Here is a 13,807-nt window from a genome sequence, read left to right as displayed (position 1 = left end):
CCGCCGGGGTTCGCGGTCCGCGCTCGTCTCATTCGCCTGACCGTGGAGGCGCCGGGGGCAACCGGGTCAGCTCGATGCCGAAGAGGTCGCGGTAGGCGGCGAGCGTCTCGGCGTCGGTGGACAGGCGCTGTTCCCGGCGTCCGCCCTCCGAGGTGTGGATGAGCAGCCTGTCGCTCAGCGTGACGCGTCCTGCATCGGTGAGGAGCGAGCAGACGAGCGACCGGGTGAAGTGCGACCTGGGTGAGGTCTGGTGCCACCAGCAGGTCGGCTCGAAGTCGGCCAGGACGCGTGGCCGCTGTTCGAGGCGGTATTCGAGCACGCCGTCCTTCAGCACGTCGAGGTCGCCGTCGGCGGTCTCGGCGACGCGGAAGACGCCGGCCGGGTCGGGCTGGTCGGCGCGCAGGTCGAGGCGGAGCGGATGGTGGCTGAAGGCGCCGAAGCCGACGTCGACGAGCCACGGGTCGGGGGTGTTCACCCGCAGGGCGAGGTGGTCGAAGGGCGATCCGATGGAGCCGTCGCCGACCGGGCGGGCGGCCAGCAGGGTCACCTGATAGCCCAGCGAGCGCAGCAGCAGGGCGAAGGCGCCGTTGAGTTCGTAGCAGAAGCCGCCCCTGCGCCTGCCGACGACCTTCTCGACCAGGGCCTGGTCGTCGAGCACGACGGGTTCGCCCAGGTGGACGCTAAGGTTCTCGAAGGGGACCGTCAGCAGATGGCGCAGTTGCAGCTCGCGTAGCGACTCCGCGTCCGGGCCGGCGGGGCGGGCGGCACCGATCCGCTTGAGGTATTCGTCCATGCCCCGATTCACTCACACCGCGGCCCGGCCACGCCATCGGGCCCGATCAGCGTGGCCCGGTCGCCATGGACCGGTCGCCATGGACCGGTCGCCATGGACCGGTCGCCGCCGGGCCCGATCAGCGCGGACCGATCAGCGCGGACCAGTCGCGCCGTCGGGACCGGCGCGGGACCGGCGCGGGACCGGCGCGGGACCTACATCGCGACGGCCCCGCCGCTCACCCTGGTGCGCCCGTCGGCCTCGGCGATGGAGACCTTCAGCTCGCTGGGCTGCCCCATGTCGACGCCCTGGATGATCGTGAACTCGTCCGAGCCGGTCCCCAGGGTCCGGAGGTAACCGCCGAAGGCGGCGGCCGCGGCACCGGTGGCCGGGTCTTCGACGACGCCGCCGATCGGGAAGGGGTTGCGGGAGTGGAAGCGTCCGTCGCTCTCCCGCCAGAACAGGTTCACCGTCGTCCAGCCCTCGCGCGTCATGATCGAGCGCAGGCCCTCGAAGTCGTAGTCGAGGTCCGCGAGGCGTTCGCGTGATCCGGCGGCGAGCATGAGGTGATCGTTCCCGCCGAAAGCGACGTGCGGCGGGAACGCCCTGTCCAGGTCGTCGCGGGACCAGCCGAGCACCGCGAGCGTCTCGTCCAGCACCGGCTCGGCGACCGGCGCGGAACGCGTGGGCACGCTGGTGAGCGTGGCGCGCAGCATCTCGCCGTCGATGAAGGTGTCCACGGCGATCTCGCCCGCGTTGGTGTCGAACGCCAGCCGTCCGATCCCGATCCGCTCGGCCAGGGCGACCGAGGTGGCGATCGTGGCGTGGCCGCAGAACGCCACCTCCGCCGAGGGCGCGAAGTAGCGGACGCGGAAGGTGCGGCTCTCGTCGTCACGGCTGGTGACGAAGGCGGTCTCGGAGTAGCCGACCTCCGCGGCGACGGCGAGCATCTCGGCGCCGGAGAGCCCCGAGGCGTCGAGGACGACGCCGGCGGGGTTGCCGCCCTTGGGGTCGTGAGTGAAGGCGGTGTAGCGCAAGATTTCCACGTTGTTCGTCACAGTTCTGAACTTATCCGGCGCGACCTGCCCACGCTCGGAGCCGGTCTCCCTCACGGGAAGCATCCTCGCTCCGGGCCTCGGTCACGGGGAGAAGCATCCTCACTTGGAACTTCTGTCACGGGAAGCACCCTCGCTCTGGGTCTCCCTCACGGGAAATGCCCGCGCTCGGGGCCTCCGTCACGGGGAGGAGGTGAGGTGGAAGACCGGGCCGCGCGGGGTGAAAGGGAGCCGGGCGCCCTCGGGGATCAGGAAGGCGTGCTCGCGGCGGATGCGGAGGACGTCGCAGTAGCCGTCGGTGATCAGCAGGATCGGGCCGTCGGGCGGGAAGTCCTCGGCCCGCTCCAGCAGGTTGACCCCCGGCTGCAGGACGGTGCCACCCCGGCCGCGCACCCGGACCCTGCCGGCGATCTCCTCCACCGGGAGGTATCCGGCGTCGTAGGCGGCGGCGTCGCAGAACACGACCCGCGCCCGGGGCACGTCGCGGGAGACGGCGTAGGAGGCGATGGCGCCCAGGGCCTTGCCGAGAAGCTTGGCGTTCATCGATCCGGAGGTGTCCAGCACGACGCCGAAGGTCGCCTGCCGTACGACCTCCTCGGGCCGGACCCAGCCCGGACGCGGGATGTCCGGGCTGGAGGCCTGGCGGCGGGAGGCGCGGGCGTAGGAGCGGCGCTTCTCCACCACCGGGACGTGCTCCTCGAACCAGCGGGCCAGTGCGGCGTCCCAGGGCAGCGGGGGCTGGTCCAGGGCGCGGATCTCCTGCTCCAGGCCGCTGGGCAGGTGGCCCCGGCCGCTGTTCTGGTGGTAGGCGAGGCCGGTGCACAGGGCGTTGCGGTAGTAGTCGTCCAGGTCGACGTAGCGGCCGGGCGCGCCCGGGTGGGGCAGCGGGCGGTCCAGCACGTCGCCGAGCCCGCGGCCGCGCAGGGTGGCGAGTTTGCGCACGCGGCGCAGGTCGGCGGCGATCCTGTCGTAGACGGCCTCGGCGGAGAGCCCGGCCAACGACGGGTCGAACAGCAGCCCCTCGGGCATCTCGCCGACCGCCATCTCCACCAACCAGCCGTTGATCACGTAGTCGGCGGCGACGTTCCAGAGGTAGGGGTCACGTCCGCCGACCCGGTCGCCGTGCCGCAACGCGGCGTGCAGCATCTCGTGGGCCAGCACGAAGCGCCACTCCCCGGACGCCATCCCCACCAGCGGGTTGACATAGATCTCGGCGGCCTCCGAGCTGACCGCGGCGACCGAGATCTGCCAGTCCCTGGCCAGCTCCGCGTCCGCGACGATCTTCATGCCCGCCGCGAGGGCGCCGAGCAGGGGATAGGAGGAGACGAACCAGCGCAGCGCCAGGTCCCACGGCCCCTCGACGTGTCTGTCGGCGGAACTGCGCGGCCTGCCCGCGAGGCCCAGCGCGGCGGTGGCCGAGTCGGCCACGCCGACGGCGAAGTGACGCTGGAAGTCCTCGTACCTGGCGGTCCTCTCGTCACCGATGAGGAAGTCCGGCGGCCCCACCGGCCTGTACTCGGCGGGCAGGCCGAGACGCCGCCACCGTTCCGAGAGCGTGACCTCGTCCTCGGCCGGGAGGTGCTCCGGCAGCGGGGCCGGGCAGCGGCCGATCTTCAGGGTGCGCAGGAAGCGGTCGACCGCCAGGCAGCAGGCGGCGTGGTAGGCGGGCTCGGGCAAGGCACCGCTGGTCCAGTGGTCGTCCACCCTCTCGATCTTCTCGCCGATGTCCCCGGGCATGGCGGAGCGGGGGTCGGCGTGGCCGAACCCCAGGTGGAGCAGGAGGTGGGCGAAGACCCATGCCCACTCCTCGGCCTCGGCGCGGTGTGCGGGGTGGTGCCGGACCCAGCCGGTGGCGGAGACCGTGGCCCAGGTGCCGGGCGGCAGATCGCCGTCGCGGGCGACGTGGAGGCTGCGGCGGTGGGAGCGGAACAGCGGGTGACCGGTGACCGTCTCCCAGCCCCTGTTCACGGCCTGGCGCCAGGGATCGACCTTGGCCTTCCGCCGTCTCATCAGCTGCGCGCCGCGACGAGCTTGGGCAGGTCGCGGCCCACCTCGACGAGGAACCAGACGGGCAGGGCGGGCGCGCCGTTGGCGTCGTTGGCGATGACGAGCTGGGCGCACTCCAGCGAGATCTCGGCCAGCTCGACCAGCAGGGTCTTGGCCCGGAAGGCGAGGTCGCGGCCCCGGGAGGACGCGCCGCGCTTGTCGGCGGGCAGTTCCTTCATCAGGCGGGCGCGGAAGGTCTCGGACAGGAAGTAGAGCAGGTCGCGGTCCTCGGGACCGCGCGGCCAGGGGACCTCCCCCTTGATCACGGCATCGAGGTCGTAGGCGTGGCGGACGGTCTTGACGTAGGCGCGGAAGGCCGAGGCGTGGGCGGTGGTGAGGGTGCCGAAGGCCAGCATGGCGAGGGTGTCGTCGTCGAGGCCGTCGCCGTAGGAGCGCATGACGTCAGAGAGCATGTGCCAGGCGCGCGGGGAGGAGAACGGCTCCTCGGTCTTGGGCGGGGCGCTCCACAGGTGGTCGGGGCGCTGGATGAGGTATTCGACGATCCACGGGTGGATGGCGTTGTCCGTCGCCCACGTCAGCCAGTCGGTCGCCGAGGCGCGCAGGTGGACGTGGACGAGGCGGTTGACCAGGGCCGAGGCCATCGGCCGGGCCAGGGCGTTGTCGGTGGCCCGGTTTCCGGCGCCGATCACGACCGAGCCCTCGGGGAGCTCGTAGGTGCCGATGCGACGGTCGAGGATGAGCGAGTAGAACGCCTTCTGCACCTCCGGCGCCGAGGCGTTGAGCTCGTCGAGGAACAGGCAGTACGGCTCGTCCCTGGCGATCGACTCGGGCGGGGCGAACCGGCTCCGGCCGTTGATCAGCTCGGGCACGCCGATGAGGTCCTCCGGGGCGAGCTGGGTGCCGAGCAGGGTCACGCACTCCAGGCCGAGGGAGGTGGCGAAGTCACGGACCAGCGAGCTCTTGCCGATGCCCGGCGCCCCCCAGAGGAACACCGGCCGAACGACGGCGACGTGCAGGAGCACGCCCGGCAGCTGGGCGGGGGTCACGGTGACGGTTGCCTGCATGGCCCAAGGGTGGCGTGTCCCCGTCGGGACACGCACCAGGTTTTTCAGGCGGACGCGGGGAGGGGGACGCGCGGCCCGGCGTCCGGCGGCTCGGCGGGGGTCTTGAAGTCGCGACGGCCCCAGGGCATGGCCAGGGCCAGGATCGGCAGGAGGACGATGGAGCACTGGGCCCAGACCGAGTGCAGCGCCCACCAGGTGTTGGTGTCGAACTGGGTCATGTAGAGGTAGCCGTATCCGGCCCAGAGGGAGACGCCGATGATCGCGGGCCAGGCGAAGCGGGTGGGGCGGGCGACCAGGAACGGCATGAACCACAGCAGGTACTGCGCGCCGAGACGGGGCGTGACGACCATGAAGGCGAGCAGCAGGGCCGTGGTGAGGTCCACCGGGTCGGCGCGCCGCCAGAGGAAGGCCACCACCAGCATCGTGACGTAGATCAGTCGCGTGCCGAACGTGGCGATCTCGGGGCTGAGCGTCCAGTCGCCGTCGACCATGATCGCGCTGTAGCCCCATTCCCCGACGATCGGCCGGATGTCCTGGATCACCCGGATGACCTCGGGGATCTGGCTCAGCGAGGTGCCGGCGAAGACGGGCAGCGTGACCAGGAAGAAGACCGGGGCGACGCCGGTGGCGACGAACGCGACGACGCGGGCTCGGAAGGTCGGCAGCAGCAGGAGCATGCCGGGGATCAGCCAGATCGGCCAGCTCTTGGCGCACAGGGCCAAGCCCATCAGCAGGCCGGCGAGCAGCGCGCGGCGGAGGGTCGCCCGCTCGCCGGGCCGGGCCGCGAGCGCCTCGCGCACCACGCCGCCGGGCACCAGGGCGGTGCGCGCCACGCCACCGGGCGCCAGGGCCTGCCGTACGGCGCCGCCGAGGCCGAGGGCCGACACGCGCTGCCGTACCAGGGCGACCGGGTCGATCGTGATGCCCGGACGGTCGGGGTCGCCGGGACCGCGGGCGACCACGAACGCGGCCACGCCGAAGGCCAGCGCGACCGGCTCGACCTGGCCGTGGACCGCGGCGACGAGCATGGCCAGCGGGTTGCAGGCGTACTGGAAGGCGCGCAGCGACGCCTTGGGCCCGCCGGCGAGCTTGCCGACCAGGGGGATCAGCACGATGTCGGCCACCACGGTGACCAGCCGGCCACCGATCTCCCACGGGATGCCCAGCCAGAGCAGCAGGCCGTACACGTAGGGGATGGTCGGCAGGAAGTGCCAGCCTCCCTCGCTGCCGAGCACGGGGTCCTCACGGTTCAGGATCGCCTCGCCGGCGGGCCTGAAGCTCTCCATGAAGTCGACCGGCTGCCAGGTGTCGATCGCCGAGGTGGCCATGATGAGCACCCGGAAGCCGATGCCGACCGCCAGCACCACGAGAAGTGAGGGCCGCCACCCCCTCCACTGCGCGACCAAGGCGAGCACGACACCTGAGACGAGGACGAGCCCCGTGAGAATTGCGTAGTCCATGACAGGTAACAGATTGCCGGAAGCCGTGACCGAGCATGTACCCGGTCGTCAAAACGAGACCAGTCTCTCAGCCTTTATAGCATAGAGTATTTGAATAGTCGCATTTAGTGACATCGGGGGCGGATATGACGAGAACACCGGATGAGGGGCCCAGGTCGTTCGGCGGATGGCTGGCGGCGATGCCACCGCGGGTCTGGATCGCCCTGGTGCTGGCCGCGCTCGGCGTGGTCTTCATCGCGCAGAACCGGGAGCGGGTCCGGATCCAGTGGCTGATGCTCACCGTGACCTCGCCGCTCTGGATCGCGCTGCTGGCCGTCCTGCTGGTCGGCGTGATCATCGGGTTGCTGCTCCGCCGCCGGCCGTCGAAGCGGAGGTGAACGCCCTGCGGGTGTAGAGCAGCGCGGCCAGGGCCGTCGCGGCGAGCAGCACGTAGCCGATCACGTAGGTGCCGGTGGCGGAGTAGACGACCCCCATGACCAGCGGCGGGAAGTAGCCGCCCAGGCCACCGGCCGCGCCCACCAGGCCGGTCACGGTGCCCACCCTGGACGGCTCGACGAGCCGGGCGACCAGGGCGAACACGCCGCCGGTGCCGAGGCCGAGGAAGAGCGCCATCAGCACGAAGCAGGTCCCGGCGGGAATCTCCGGCGGCGGGTTGAAGGCCAGGACCAGCGCCATGACCGTCGTCCCGGCGAACGACGCCAGCAGCACCCTGGCCGGTCCCATCCTGTCGGACAGCACCCCGCCCAGCGGCCGGGCCGCGACGGCGGCGATCGAGAAGCCCGCGTCGCGCAGGCCCGCCCCGGTCTGGCTGAAGCCGTAGACGTTCTGCAGCAGAGTGGGCAGGTAGGTGGAGAAGGCGACGAATCCACCGAAGGCGACGGCGTAGAGGAACGCGCACTGCCAGGTGGCCTTGATCTTCACGGCCTCGCGCATGCGAGGCAGCGCCGGCGCGGTGGACGGCTTCCAGGCGGGCGAGTTCCGGCTGAACAGCAGCATGACGACGGCCATCACCGCCAGGGCGGCGGCCATCAGCAGGTGGGTCTGCATCCGGCCGGCGGACTCGACCAGGCGGGGGGTGAGGAACGCCGACAGGGCCGTGCCGCCCATGCCCGCACCGAAGACGCCGGTGGCGAAGCCGCGGCGCGCGGGCGCGTACCAGGCGTTGACGAAGGGGATGCCCACCGCGAACGAGGTGCCTCCGACGCCGAGCAGGAAGCCCCAGAACAGCAGCCATCCGTAGGACTCCACCCAGCCCACGAAGAGGACGGGCACGATGGTGACGGCGCAGACGATCGCGAACATCAGCCGTCCGCCGAGCCTGTCGGCGAGCATTCCGACCGGTATCCGGCCGAGGGAGCCGACCAGCACCGGGATGGCGACCAGCAGGGAGGTCTGGGTCGGCGACAGGCCGAGCTGCCTGCTGTAGCTCCCCGCGAGCGGGCCGATCAGGTTCCACGCCCAGAAGGTGATCGCGAACGCGGCCGTGGCGAGAGCCAGGTTGACCGTCTGTCCTTTGCGAAGTTCATCCGACATATATACCGCCCAAAGCCATAAATATTAACTCTGTGTGATGAACTAAACACATGGCGTCCGATGCCGAGAATCTACTCCTCAAGACAGGCCGGTTCTTCAGGCGGGTTCCGGCGAACAACGATCCGCGAACGCTGTATCTGGTGGGGGGCCGCGAAGGCGACACCTTCTACCGGGACCGCTGGAGCCACGACAAGGTGGTGCGCTCCACCCACGGGGTGAACTGCACCGGTTCGTGCTCCTGGAAGGTCTACGTCAAGGACGGGATCATCACCTGGGAGACCCAGCAGACCGACTATCCCAGCGTGGGCCCGGACCGTCCCGAGTACGAACCGCGCGGCTGCCCCCGGGGCGCCGCCTTCTCCTGGTACACCTACTCCCCCACCCGGATCCGCTACCCCTACGCGCGCGGGGTGCTGGTGGAGATGTACCGGGCGGCCAGGCGCGGCGGCCTCGATCCGGTCGCCGCCTGGGCGCAGATCACCACGGACCCCGGCATGCGGCGCCGCTACCAGGGCGCCCGGGGCAGGGGCGGGCTGGTCCGGATCACCTGGCCCGAGGCGACCGAGATGATCGCCGCCGCGCACGTGCACACGATCAAGACCTACGGCCCCGACCGGGTCGCCGGCTTCTCCCCCATCCCGGCCATGTCGATCGTCTCCCACGCGGTCGGCTCGCGGTTCGTGTCGCTGATCGGCGGGACCATGCTGTCGTTCTACGACTGGTACGCCGACCTGCCCGTCGCCTCCCCGCAGGTCTTCGGCGACCAGACCGACGTGCCGGAGTCGGCCGACTGGTGGGACGCCGCCTACCTGGTGCTGTGGGGCGCGAACGTCCCGGTCACCCGCACGCCGGACGCGCACTACATGGCCGAGGCCCGCTACCGCGGCCAGAAGGTCGTCGTGGTCTCCCCCGACTACAACGACGCGGCGAAGTTCGCCGACGAGTGGCTCGCGATCCGGCCGGGCACCGACGGCGCGCTGGCCATGGCGATGGGCCACGTGCTGCTGAAGGAGTTCTTCGTCGACCGGCAGGTGCCGTACTTCACCGGCTACGTCAAGCGCTTCACCGACCTGCCGTTCCTGGTACGGCTGCGCGAGCGCGACGGCGTCCACGTGCCGGACAAGTTCCTGACCGCGGCCGACCTGGGCGACACCGGCGAGGGCGCGGAGTGGAAGACGGTCCTGATGGGCGCCGACGGCGAGCCGTCCGTGCCCAACGGCTCGCTCGGCTTCCGCTGGACCGACTCGGGCAAGGGCCGCTGGAACCTCAGGCTGGACGTCGATCCGCTGCTGACCCTGTACGGCGGGCAGGCGGTCGCGGTCGACCTGCCCCGCTTCGACGGCGGAGCGGACGCCGTCCGCCGGGGCGTGCCGGTGCGGCAGGTCGGCGGGCACCTGGTGACCACGGTCTTCGACCTGATGCTCGCCCAGTACGGCGTCGCCAGGGACGGCCTGCCCGGCACGTGGCCGAGCGGCTACGACGACCCGGCCGAGCCGTACACGCCCGCCTGGCAGGAGCCGATCACCTCGGTCCCGGCCGGCAGGGCGGTGCGGATCGCCCGGGAGATGGCGGAGACGGCCGCGAAGACGGAGGGCCGCTTCATGATCGTGCTCGGCGCGGGGACCACCCAGTGGTTCCACGGCGACACGATCTACCGGGCGTTCCTGTCACTGCTGCTGCTCACCGGCTGCCAGGGCGTCAACGGAGGCGGCTGGGCGCACTACGTCGGCCAGGAGAAGTGCCGGCCGCTGACCGGCTGGGCGCAGCTGGCGGGCGGGCTCGACTGGTCCCGGCCGCCGAGGCAGACGCCGGGCACGCCGTACTGGTACCTCCACACCGACCAGTGGCGCTACGACCGGTTCGACGCCGGGGAGCTGTGCTCCCCGCTGGGGCCGGGCAAGTTCAACGGCCTGCACACGGCCGACCTGGTGGCGCGGGCGGTGCGCAACGGCTGGATGCCGATGGCGCCCGCCTTCGACCGCAACCCGCTGGAGCTGGGCGAGGCCGAGGACCCGGTGGAGTTCACCCGCGAGGAGCTGCGGGAGGGCAGGCTGAGGTTCGCCGCCGAGGCCCCGGACGATCCGCGCAACTGGCCGCGGGTGCTCACCGTGTGGCGCTCGAACCTGCTCGGCTCGTCGGCCAAGGGCAACGAGTACTTCCTGCACCACCTGCTGGGCGCCGAGTCCAACCTGCCGGACGCCGACCCGGACGCCCCGCGCGGCAAGCTCGACCTGCTGCTGTCGCTGGACTTCCGGATGACGTCCACGACGCTGTTCTCCGACATCGTGCTGCCGGCCGCGACCTGGTACGAGAAGCACGACCTGTCCTCCACCGACATGCACCCGTTCGTGCACGCCTTCAACCCGGCGATCGACCCGCCCTGGGAGACCAGGACCGACTTCGACGCCTTCCACGCCATCGCGGCCCGTTTCTCGGAACTGGCCGCCGAGCACCTGGGGGTGCGCCGGGACGTGGTGGTCGCCACTCCTCAGCACGACACCCCGGGAGAGACCGCGCAGCCCGGCGGCCGGGAACCCGACGGGCCGGTCGTGCCGAATCTGGTCGTGGTGGAGCGCGACTACGGCGCCGTCGCCGGGAAGATGGCCACGCTCGGGCCGCTCGCCGAGAAGCTGGGGCTGCCGGTCAAGGGGGTGGTGTTCAGGCCCGACGCCGAGGTGAAGTGGCTCGGCCTGCGCAACGGGCTGGCCCGCGACGGGGACACCCGGGGGCGGCCGCTGCTGGACACCGAGGCCAAGGCGTGCGAGGCGGTCCTGGCGCTGTCGGGCGTCAGCAACGGGCGGCTGGCCGTGCAGGGGTTCGCCCAGCTCTCCGAGCGCACCGGGACGGACCTGTCGGGGCTGGCCCACGACGGTCACCGGATCGTGTTCTCCGACACCCAGGCCAGGCCGGTCCACGTGGCCTCCAGCCCGGAGTGGTCGGGCAAGGAGGCGCACGACCGGCGCTACTCGCCCTTCACCATCAACGTCGAGCACGACAAGCCCTGGCACACGCTCACCGGGCGCATGCACTTCTTCCTCGACCACGACTGGATGCACGAGTACGGCGAGGCGCTGCCGGTCTACCGCCCGCCGCTGGACATCGCGGCCCTGTTCGGCGAGGACGGGCAGGTGCAGGGCGGGATCGTCGTCCGCTACCTCACCCCGCACTCCAAGTGGTCGATCCACTCCGAGTACCAGGACAACCTGATCATGCTGTCCCTGTCGCGGGGCGGCCCGACCGTCTGGATGTCGGTCGAGGACGCCTCGGCCATCGGGGTGGCCGACAACGACTGGGTCGAGGCGGTCAACCGCAACGGCGTGGTCGTGGCCAGGGCGATCGTGTCGCACCGGATGCCCGCCGGGACGGTGTACGTCTACCACGCGCAGGACCGGGTGGTGGACGTGCCGCTCTCGGAGCGGACGGGCCGGCGCGGCGGCATCCACAACTCGCTGACCCGGGTGCTGATCAAGCCGACCCACATGATCGGCGCGTACGGGCAGCTCTCGTTCGCGTTCAACTACCTCGGCCCCACCGGGAACCAGCGCGACGAGATCACCGTCATCCGCCGCCGCTCCCAGGAGGTGCGTTACCAGTGACCAGGCGGCGAACGAGGGAGGTGAGCGAGCGGTGACCAGAGTCATGGCCCAGATCGCCATGGTGATGAACCTCGACAAGTGCATCGGCTGCCATACCTGCTCCGTCACCTGCAAGCAGACGTGGACCAACCGGAGCGGCGTGGAGTATGTCTGGTTCAACAACGTCGAGACGCGGCCGGGACTGGGCTACCCGCGCCGCTACCAGGACCAGGAGAAGTGGAAGGGCGGCTGGCAGCTCGACCGGAAGGGGCGGCTGACGCTCAAGTCCGGCGGGCGGCTGCGCAGGCTGCTGAGCATCTTCGCCAACCCGATCATGCCGTCCATCCAGGACTACTACGAGCCCTGGACCTACGACTACGAGAACCTGACCTCGGCGCCGCTGTCGGCGGACACCCCGGTGGCCCCGCCGCGCTCGCTGATCAGCAACGAGCCGATGGCCGTGCGATGGAGCGCGAACTGGGACGACGACCTGGGCGGCGGCCCCGCGCTGGCCGCGCGGGACCCGGTGGTGGAGAAGATCGGCGACCGGGTGCGGCTCGACTTCGAGAACGCCTTCATGTTCTACCTCCCCCGGATCTGCGAGCACTGCATCAACCCGGCGTGCGTCGCCGCGTGCCCCTCCGGGGCGCTGTACAAGCGGTCGGAGGACGGGATCGTCCTGGTGGACCAGGACCGGTGCCGGGGCTGGCGGATGTGCGTCACCGGGTGCCCGTACAAGAAGGTCTACTTCAACCACAAGACCGGCAAGGCCGAGAAGTGCACGTTCTGCTATCCCCGCGTGGAGGTCGGGCTGCCGACGGTCTGCTCGGAGACGTGCGTGGGACGGCTGCGCTATCTCGGGGTGATCCTCTACGACGCCGACCGGGTCACCGAGGCCGCCTCCGTGCCCGACGACCGGGACCTGTACGAGGCGCAGCTCTCGCTGTTCCTCGACCCCCGGGATCCGGAGGTGGCCGAGGCCGCGGCGCGGTCGGGCATCCCCGACGACTGGATGGCGGCGGCCAGGAGATCACCGATCCACGATCTGATCATGAAGTACCGGATCGCGCTGCCGCTGCATCCGGAGTACCGGACGATGCCGATGGTCTGGTACGTGCCGCCGCTGTCCCCCGTGGTCGACGCGCTGGCCGGCAGCGGGCACGACGGTGAGGACGCCGGAAACCTGTTCGGCGCGATCGAGACCCTGCGCATCCCGGTGGAGTATCTGGCCGAGCTCTTCACCGCCGGGGACCCGGCGCCGGTGACGGCCTCGCTGCGGCGGCTGGCCGCGATGCGCGCCCACATGCGCCGGATCAACCTCGGCGAGGAGCCCGACCCGTCGATCGCGGCGCGCGCCGGGCTGACCGGCGACGACATCGACGGCATGTACCGGCTGCTGGCGCTGGCCAGGTACGACGAGCGGTACGTGATCCCGACGGCCTACGCCGCCCAGCCCGGGTCGGTCGAGGAGATCGGCTGCAGCCTCGACTACGACGGCGGCCCCGGCATGACGGGCCCGTTCGGCGAGGCCTCGGGGCAGCCGGTGCCGGTGGCGATCGAGAACTTCCACTCGCTCAGGCAGCGCCAGACGAGCGAGGACGTCACCCACGAACGCGTCAACCTCCTCAACTGGGACGGGAAGGGCGTGCCCAAGGGCATGTTCCCGAAGAAGGAGGACCGGTGAGCGGCCGTCCGCCCGGTCCCGGGACGGACCGCGTGGTGTGGCAGGCCGCCGCGCACCTGCTCGCCTACCCGGAGGAGGCGTTCTGGGTACGGCTGCCGCTGATCCGCGAGGCGGCGGGGGCCCGCTTCGGGCCGTTCCTGGACCACCTCGCGCGGGCGGACCGGGGCGAGCTGGCCGCGCACTACGTGGAGACCTTCGACTTCAGGCGCCGCTGCTGCCTCTACCTGACCTACTACGCCGACGGGGACACGCGGCGGCGGGGCGAGTCGCTGGCCGCGCTGAAGGCCCGCTACCGGGCCGGCGGGTGGGAGCTCTGCGGGGACGAGCTGCCCGACTACCTGCCGGTGGTGCTGGAGTTCGCCGCGCTGGATCCGGAGGGGGCGGCGATCCTGCGGGAGAACCGGGCCGGCCTGGAGCTGCTCCGGCTGGCCCTGCACGAGTGCGCCTCGCCGTACGGGTCGGTGATCAACGCGGTGTGCGCCACGCTGCCGCCGATCAGCGGGGCCGAGCGGGCGCTGGTGACCCGGCTGTCCGGCCAGGGGCCGCCCGCGGAGTCGGTGGGGGTCTACGGGTGAACGGTTCGGGAGAGGGCCGCGGGTGAGCGGGCCGACGGGAGATCCGCGGACGGGCGGGTCCGGGAGAGGGCCGCGGGTGAGC

At 71.4% G+C, this 13,807-nt stretch carries 10 protein-coding genes; 4 read left to right on the top strand and 6 right to left on the bottom strand.

Translation table 11 applies throughout. The features are described 5' to 3' along the window. Positions 1 to 28: 28 nt before the first annotated feature. From SROS_RS09320 to SROS_RS09300, 5 genes are all read right to left on the bottom strand, one after another. Positions 29 to 793: an arylamine N-acetyltransferase family protein gene (locus SROS_RS09320; protein WP_012888664.1), complete on the bottom strand. Its 765-nt coding sequence runs from the start codon at positions 791 to 793 to the stop codon at positions 29 to 31. Between the two features lie 194 nt (positions 794 to 987). Then, positions 988 to 1,830, bottom strand: a complete 843-nt coding sequence (locus SROS_RS09315) for a PhzF family phenazine biosynthesis protein (protein WP_043655122.1) — start codon at positions 1,828 to 1,830, stop codon at positions 988 to 990. Between the two features lie 177 nt (positions 1,831 to 2,007). Then, entirely contained in the window at positions 2,008 to 3,837 is a 1,830-nt protein-coding gene (locus SROS_RS53815; protein ID WP_012888662.1) for a vWA domain-containing protein, read from the bottom strand. Beyond that, positions 3,837 to 4,898, bottom strand: coding sequence for an ATP-binding protein (locus SROS_RS09305; protein ID WP_012888661.1), 1,062 nt, complete (start codon positions 4,896 to 4,898; stop codon positions 3,837 to 3,839). The genes SROS_RS53815 and SROS_RS09305 overlap by 1 nt, the downstream gene beginning before the upstream one ends. Positions 4,899 to 4,942: 44 nt before the next feature. Beyond that, complete coding sequence (locus tag SROS_RS09300; protein ID WP_012888660.1) at positions 4,943 to 6,358, bottom strand: hypothetical protein; 1,416 nt, start codon at positions 6,356 to 6,358, stop codon at positions 4,943 to 4,945. A 125-nt stretch (positions 6,359 to 6,483) separates the two neighbouring features. Between SROS_RS09300 and SROS_RS09295 the strand changes: the two genes are divergently transcribed. Beyond that, the gene (locus SROS_RS09295) at positions 6,484 to 6,735 is read left to right on the top strand and encodes a lipopolysaccharide assembly protein LapA domain-containing protein (RefSeq protein ID WP_012888659.1); all 252 of its coding nucleotides are present in this window, start codon (positions 6,484 to 6,486) and stop codon (positions 6,733 to 6,735) included. Here SROS_RS09295 and SROS_RS09290 read toward each other — a convergent pair. Further along, positions 6,692 to 7,891, bottom strand: coding sequence for an MFS transporter (locus SROS_RS09290; protein ID WP_012888658.1), 1,200 nt, complete (start codon positions 7,889 to 7,891; stop codon positions 6,692 to 6,694). The genes SROS_RS09295 and SROS_RS09290 overlap by 44 nt on opposite strands. A 50-nt stretch (positions 7,892 to 7,941) precedes the next feature. Between SROS_RS09290 and SROS_RS09285 the strand changes: the two genes are divergently transcribed. The 3 genes from SROS_RS09285 to narJ are packed head-to-tail and all read left to right on the top strand — an operon-like array spanning position 7,942 to position 13,725. Continuing rightward, positions 7,942 to 11,487 carry a nitrate reductase subunit alpha gene (locus tag SROS_RS09285; RefSeq protein WP_012888657.1) on the top strand — a complete coding sequence of 1,182 codons (3,546 nt, stop codon included), beginning with the start codon at positions 7,942 to 7,944 and terminating at the stop codon, positions 11,485 to 11,487. A 43-nt stretch (positions 11,488 to 11,530) separates the two neighbouring features. Beyond that, the gene (narH, locus tag SROS_RS09280) at positions 11,531 to 13,150 is read left to right on the top strand and encodes a nitrate reductase subunit beta (RefSeq protein ID WP_081453073.1); all 1,620 of its coding nucleotides are present in this window, start codon (positions 11,531 to 11,533) and stop codon (positions 13,148 to 13,150) included. Continuing rightward, positions 13,147 to 13,725: a nitrate reductase molybdenum cofactor assembly chaperone gene (gene narJ / locus SROS_RS09275; protein WP_012888655.1), complete on the top strand. Its 579-nt coding sequence runs from the start codon at positions 13,147 to 13,149 to the stop codon at positions 13,723 to 13,725. Before narH ends, narJ begins: the two co-directional genes overlap by 4 nt. Positions 13,726 to 13,807: the final 82 nt, after the last annotated feature.

It is taken from the genome of Streptosporangium roseum DSM 43021, assembly GCF_000024865.1.
In the GTDB taxonomy this organism is placed as follows: Bacteria; Actinomycetota; Actinomycetes; order Streptosporangiales; family Streptosporangiaceae; genus Streptosporangium; species Streptosporangium roseum.
This window is presented reverse-complemented; position numbering and strand designations above follow the sequence as displayed.

Bases quoted from the DNA above. Each gene is read 5' to 3' on its own strand.
- SROS_RS09320 (WP_012888664.1), bottom strand. From the start codon at position 793: ATGGACGAATACCTCAAGCGGATCGGTGCCGCCCGCCCCGCCGGCCCG.
- SROS_RS09295 (WP_012888659.1), top strand. From the start codon at position 6,484: ATGACGAGAACACCGGATGAGGGGCCCAGGTCGTTCGGCGGATGGCTG.
- SROS_RS09285 (WP_012888657.1), top strand. From the start codon at position 7,942: ATGGCGTCCGATGCCGAGAATCTACTCCTCAAGACAGGCCGGTTCTTC.
- SROS_RS09300 (WP_012888660.1), bottom strand. From the start codon at position 6,358: ATGGACTACGCAATTCTCACGGGGCTCGTCCTCGTCTCAGGTGTCGTG.
- SROS_RS53815 (WP_012888662.1), bottom strand. From the start codon at position 3,837: ATGAGACGGCGGAAGGCCAAGGTCGATCCCTGGCGCCAGGCCGTGAAC.
- narH (WP_081453073.1), top strand. From the start codon at position 11,531: ATGGCCCAGATCGCCATGGTGATGAACCTCGACAAGTGCATCGGCTGC.
- SROS_RS09305 (WP_012888661.1), bottom strand. From the start codon at position 4,898: ATGCAGGCAACCGTCACCGTGACCCCCGCCCAGCTGCCGGGCGTGCTC.
- SROS_RS09290 (WP_012888658.1), bottom strand. From the start codon at position 7,891: ATGTCGGATGAACTTCGCAAAGGACAGACGGTCAACCTGGCTCTCGCC.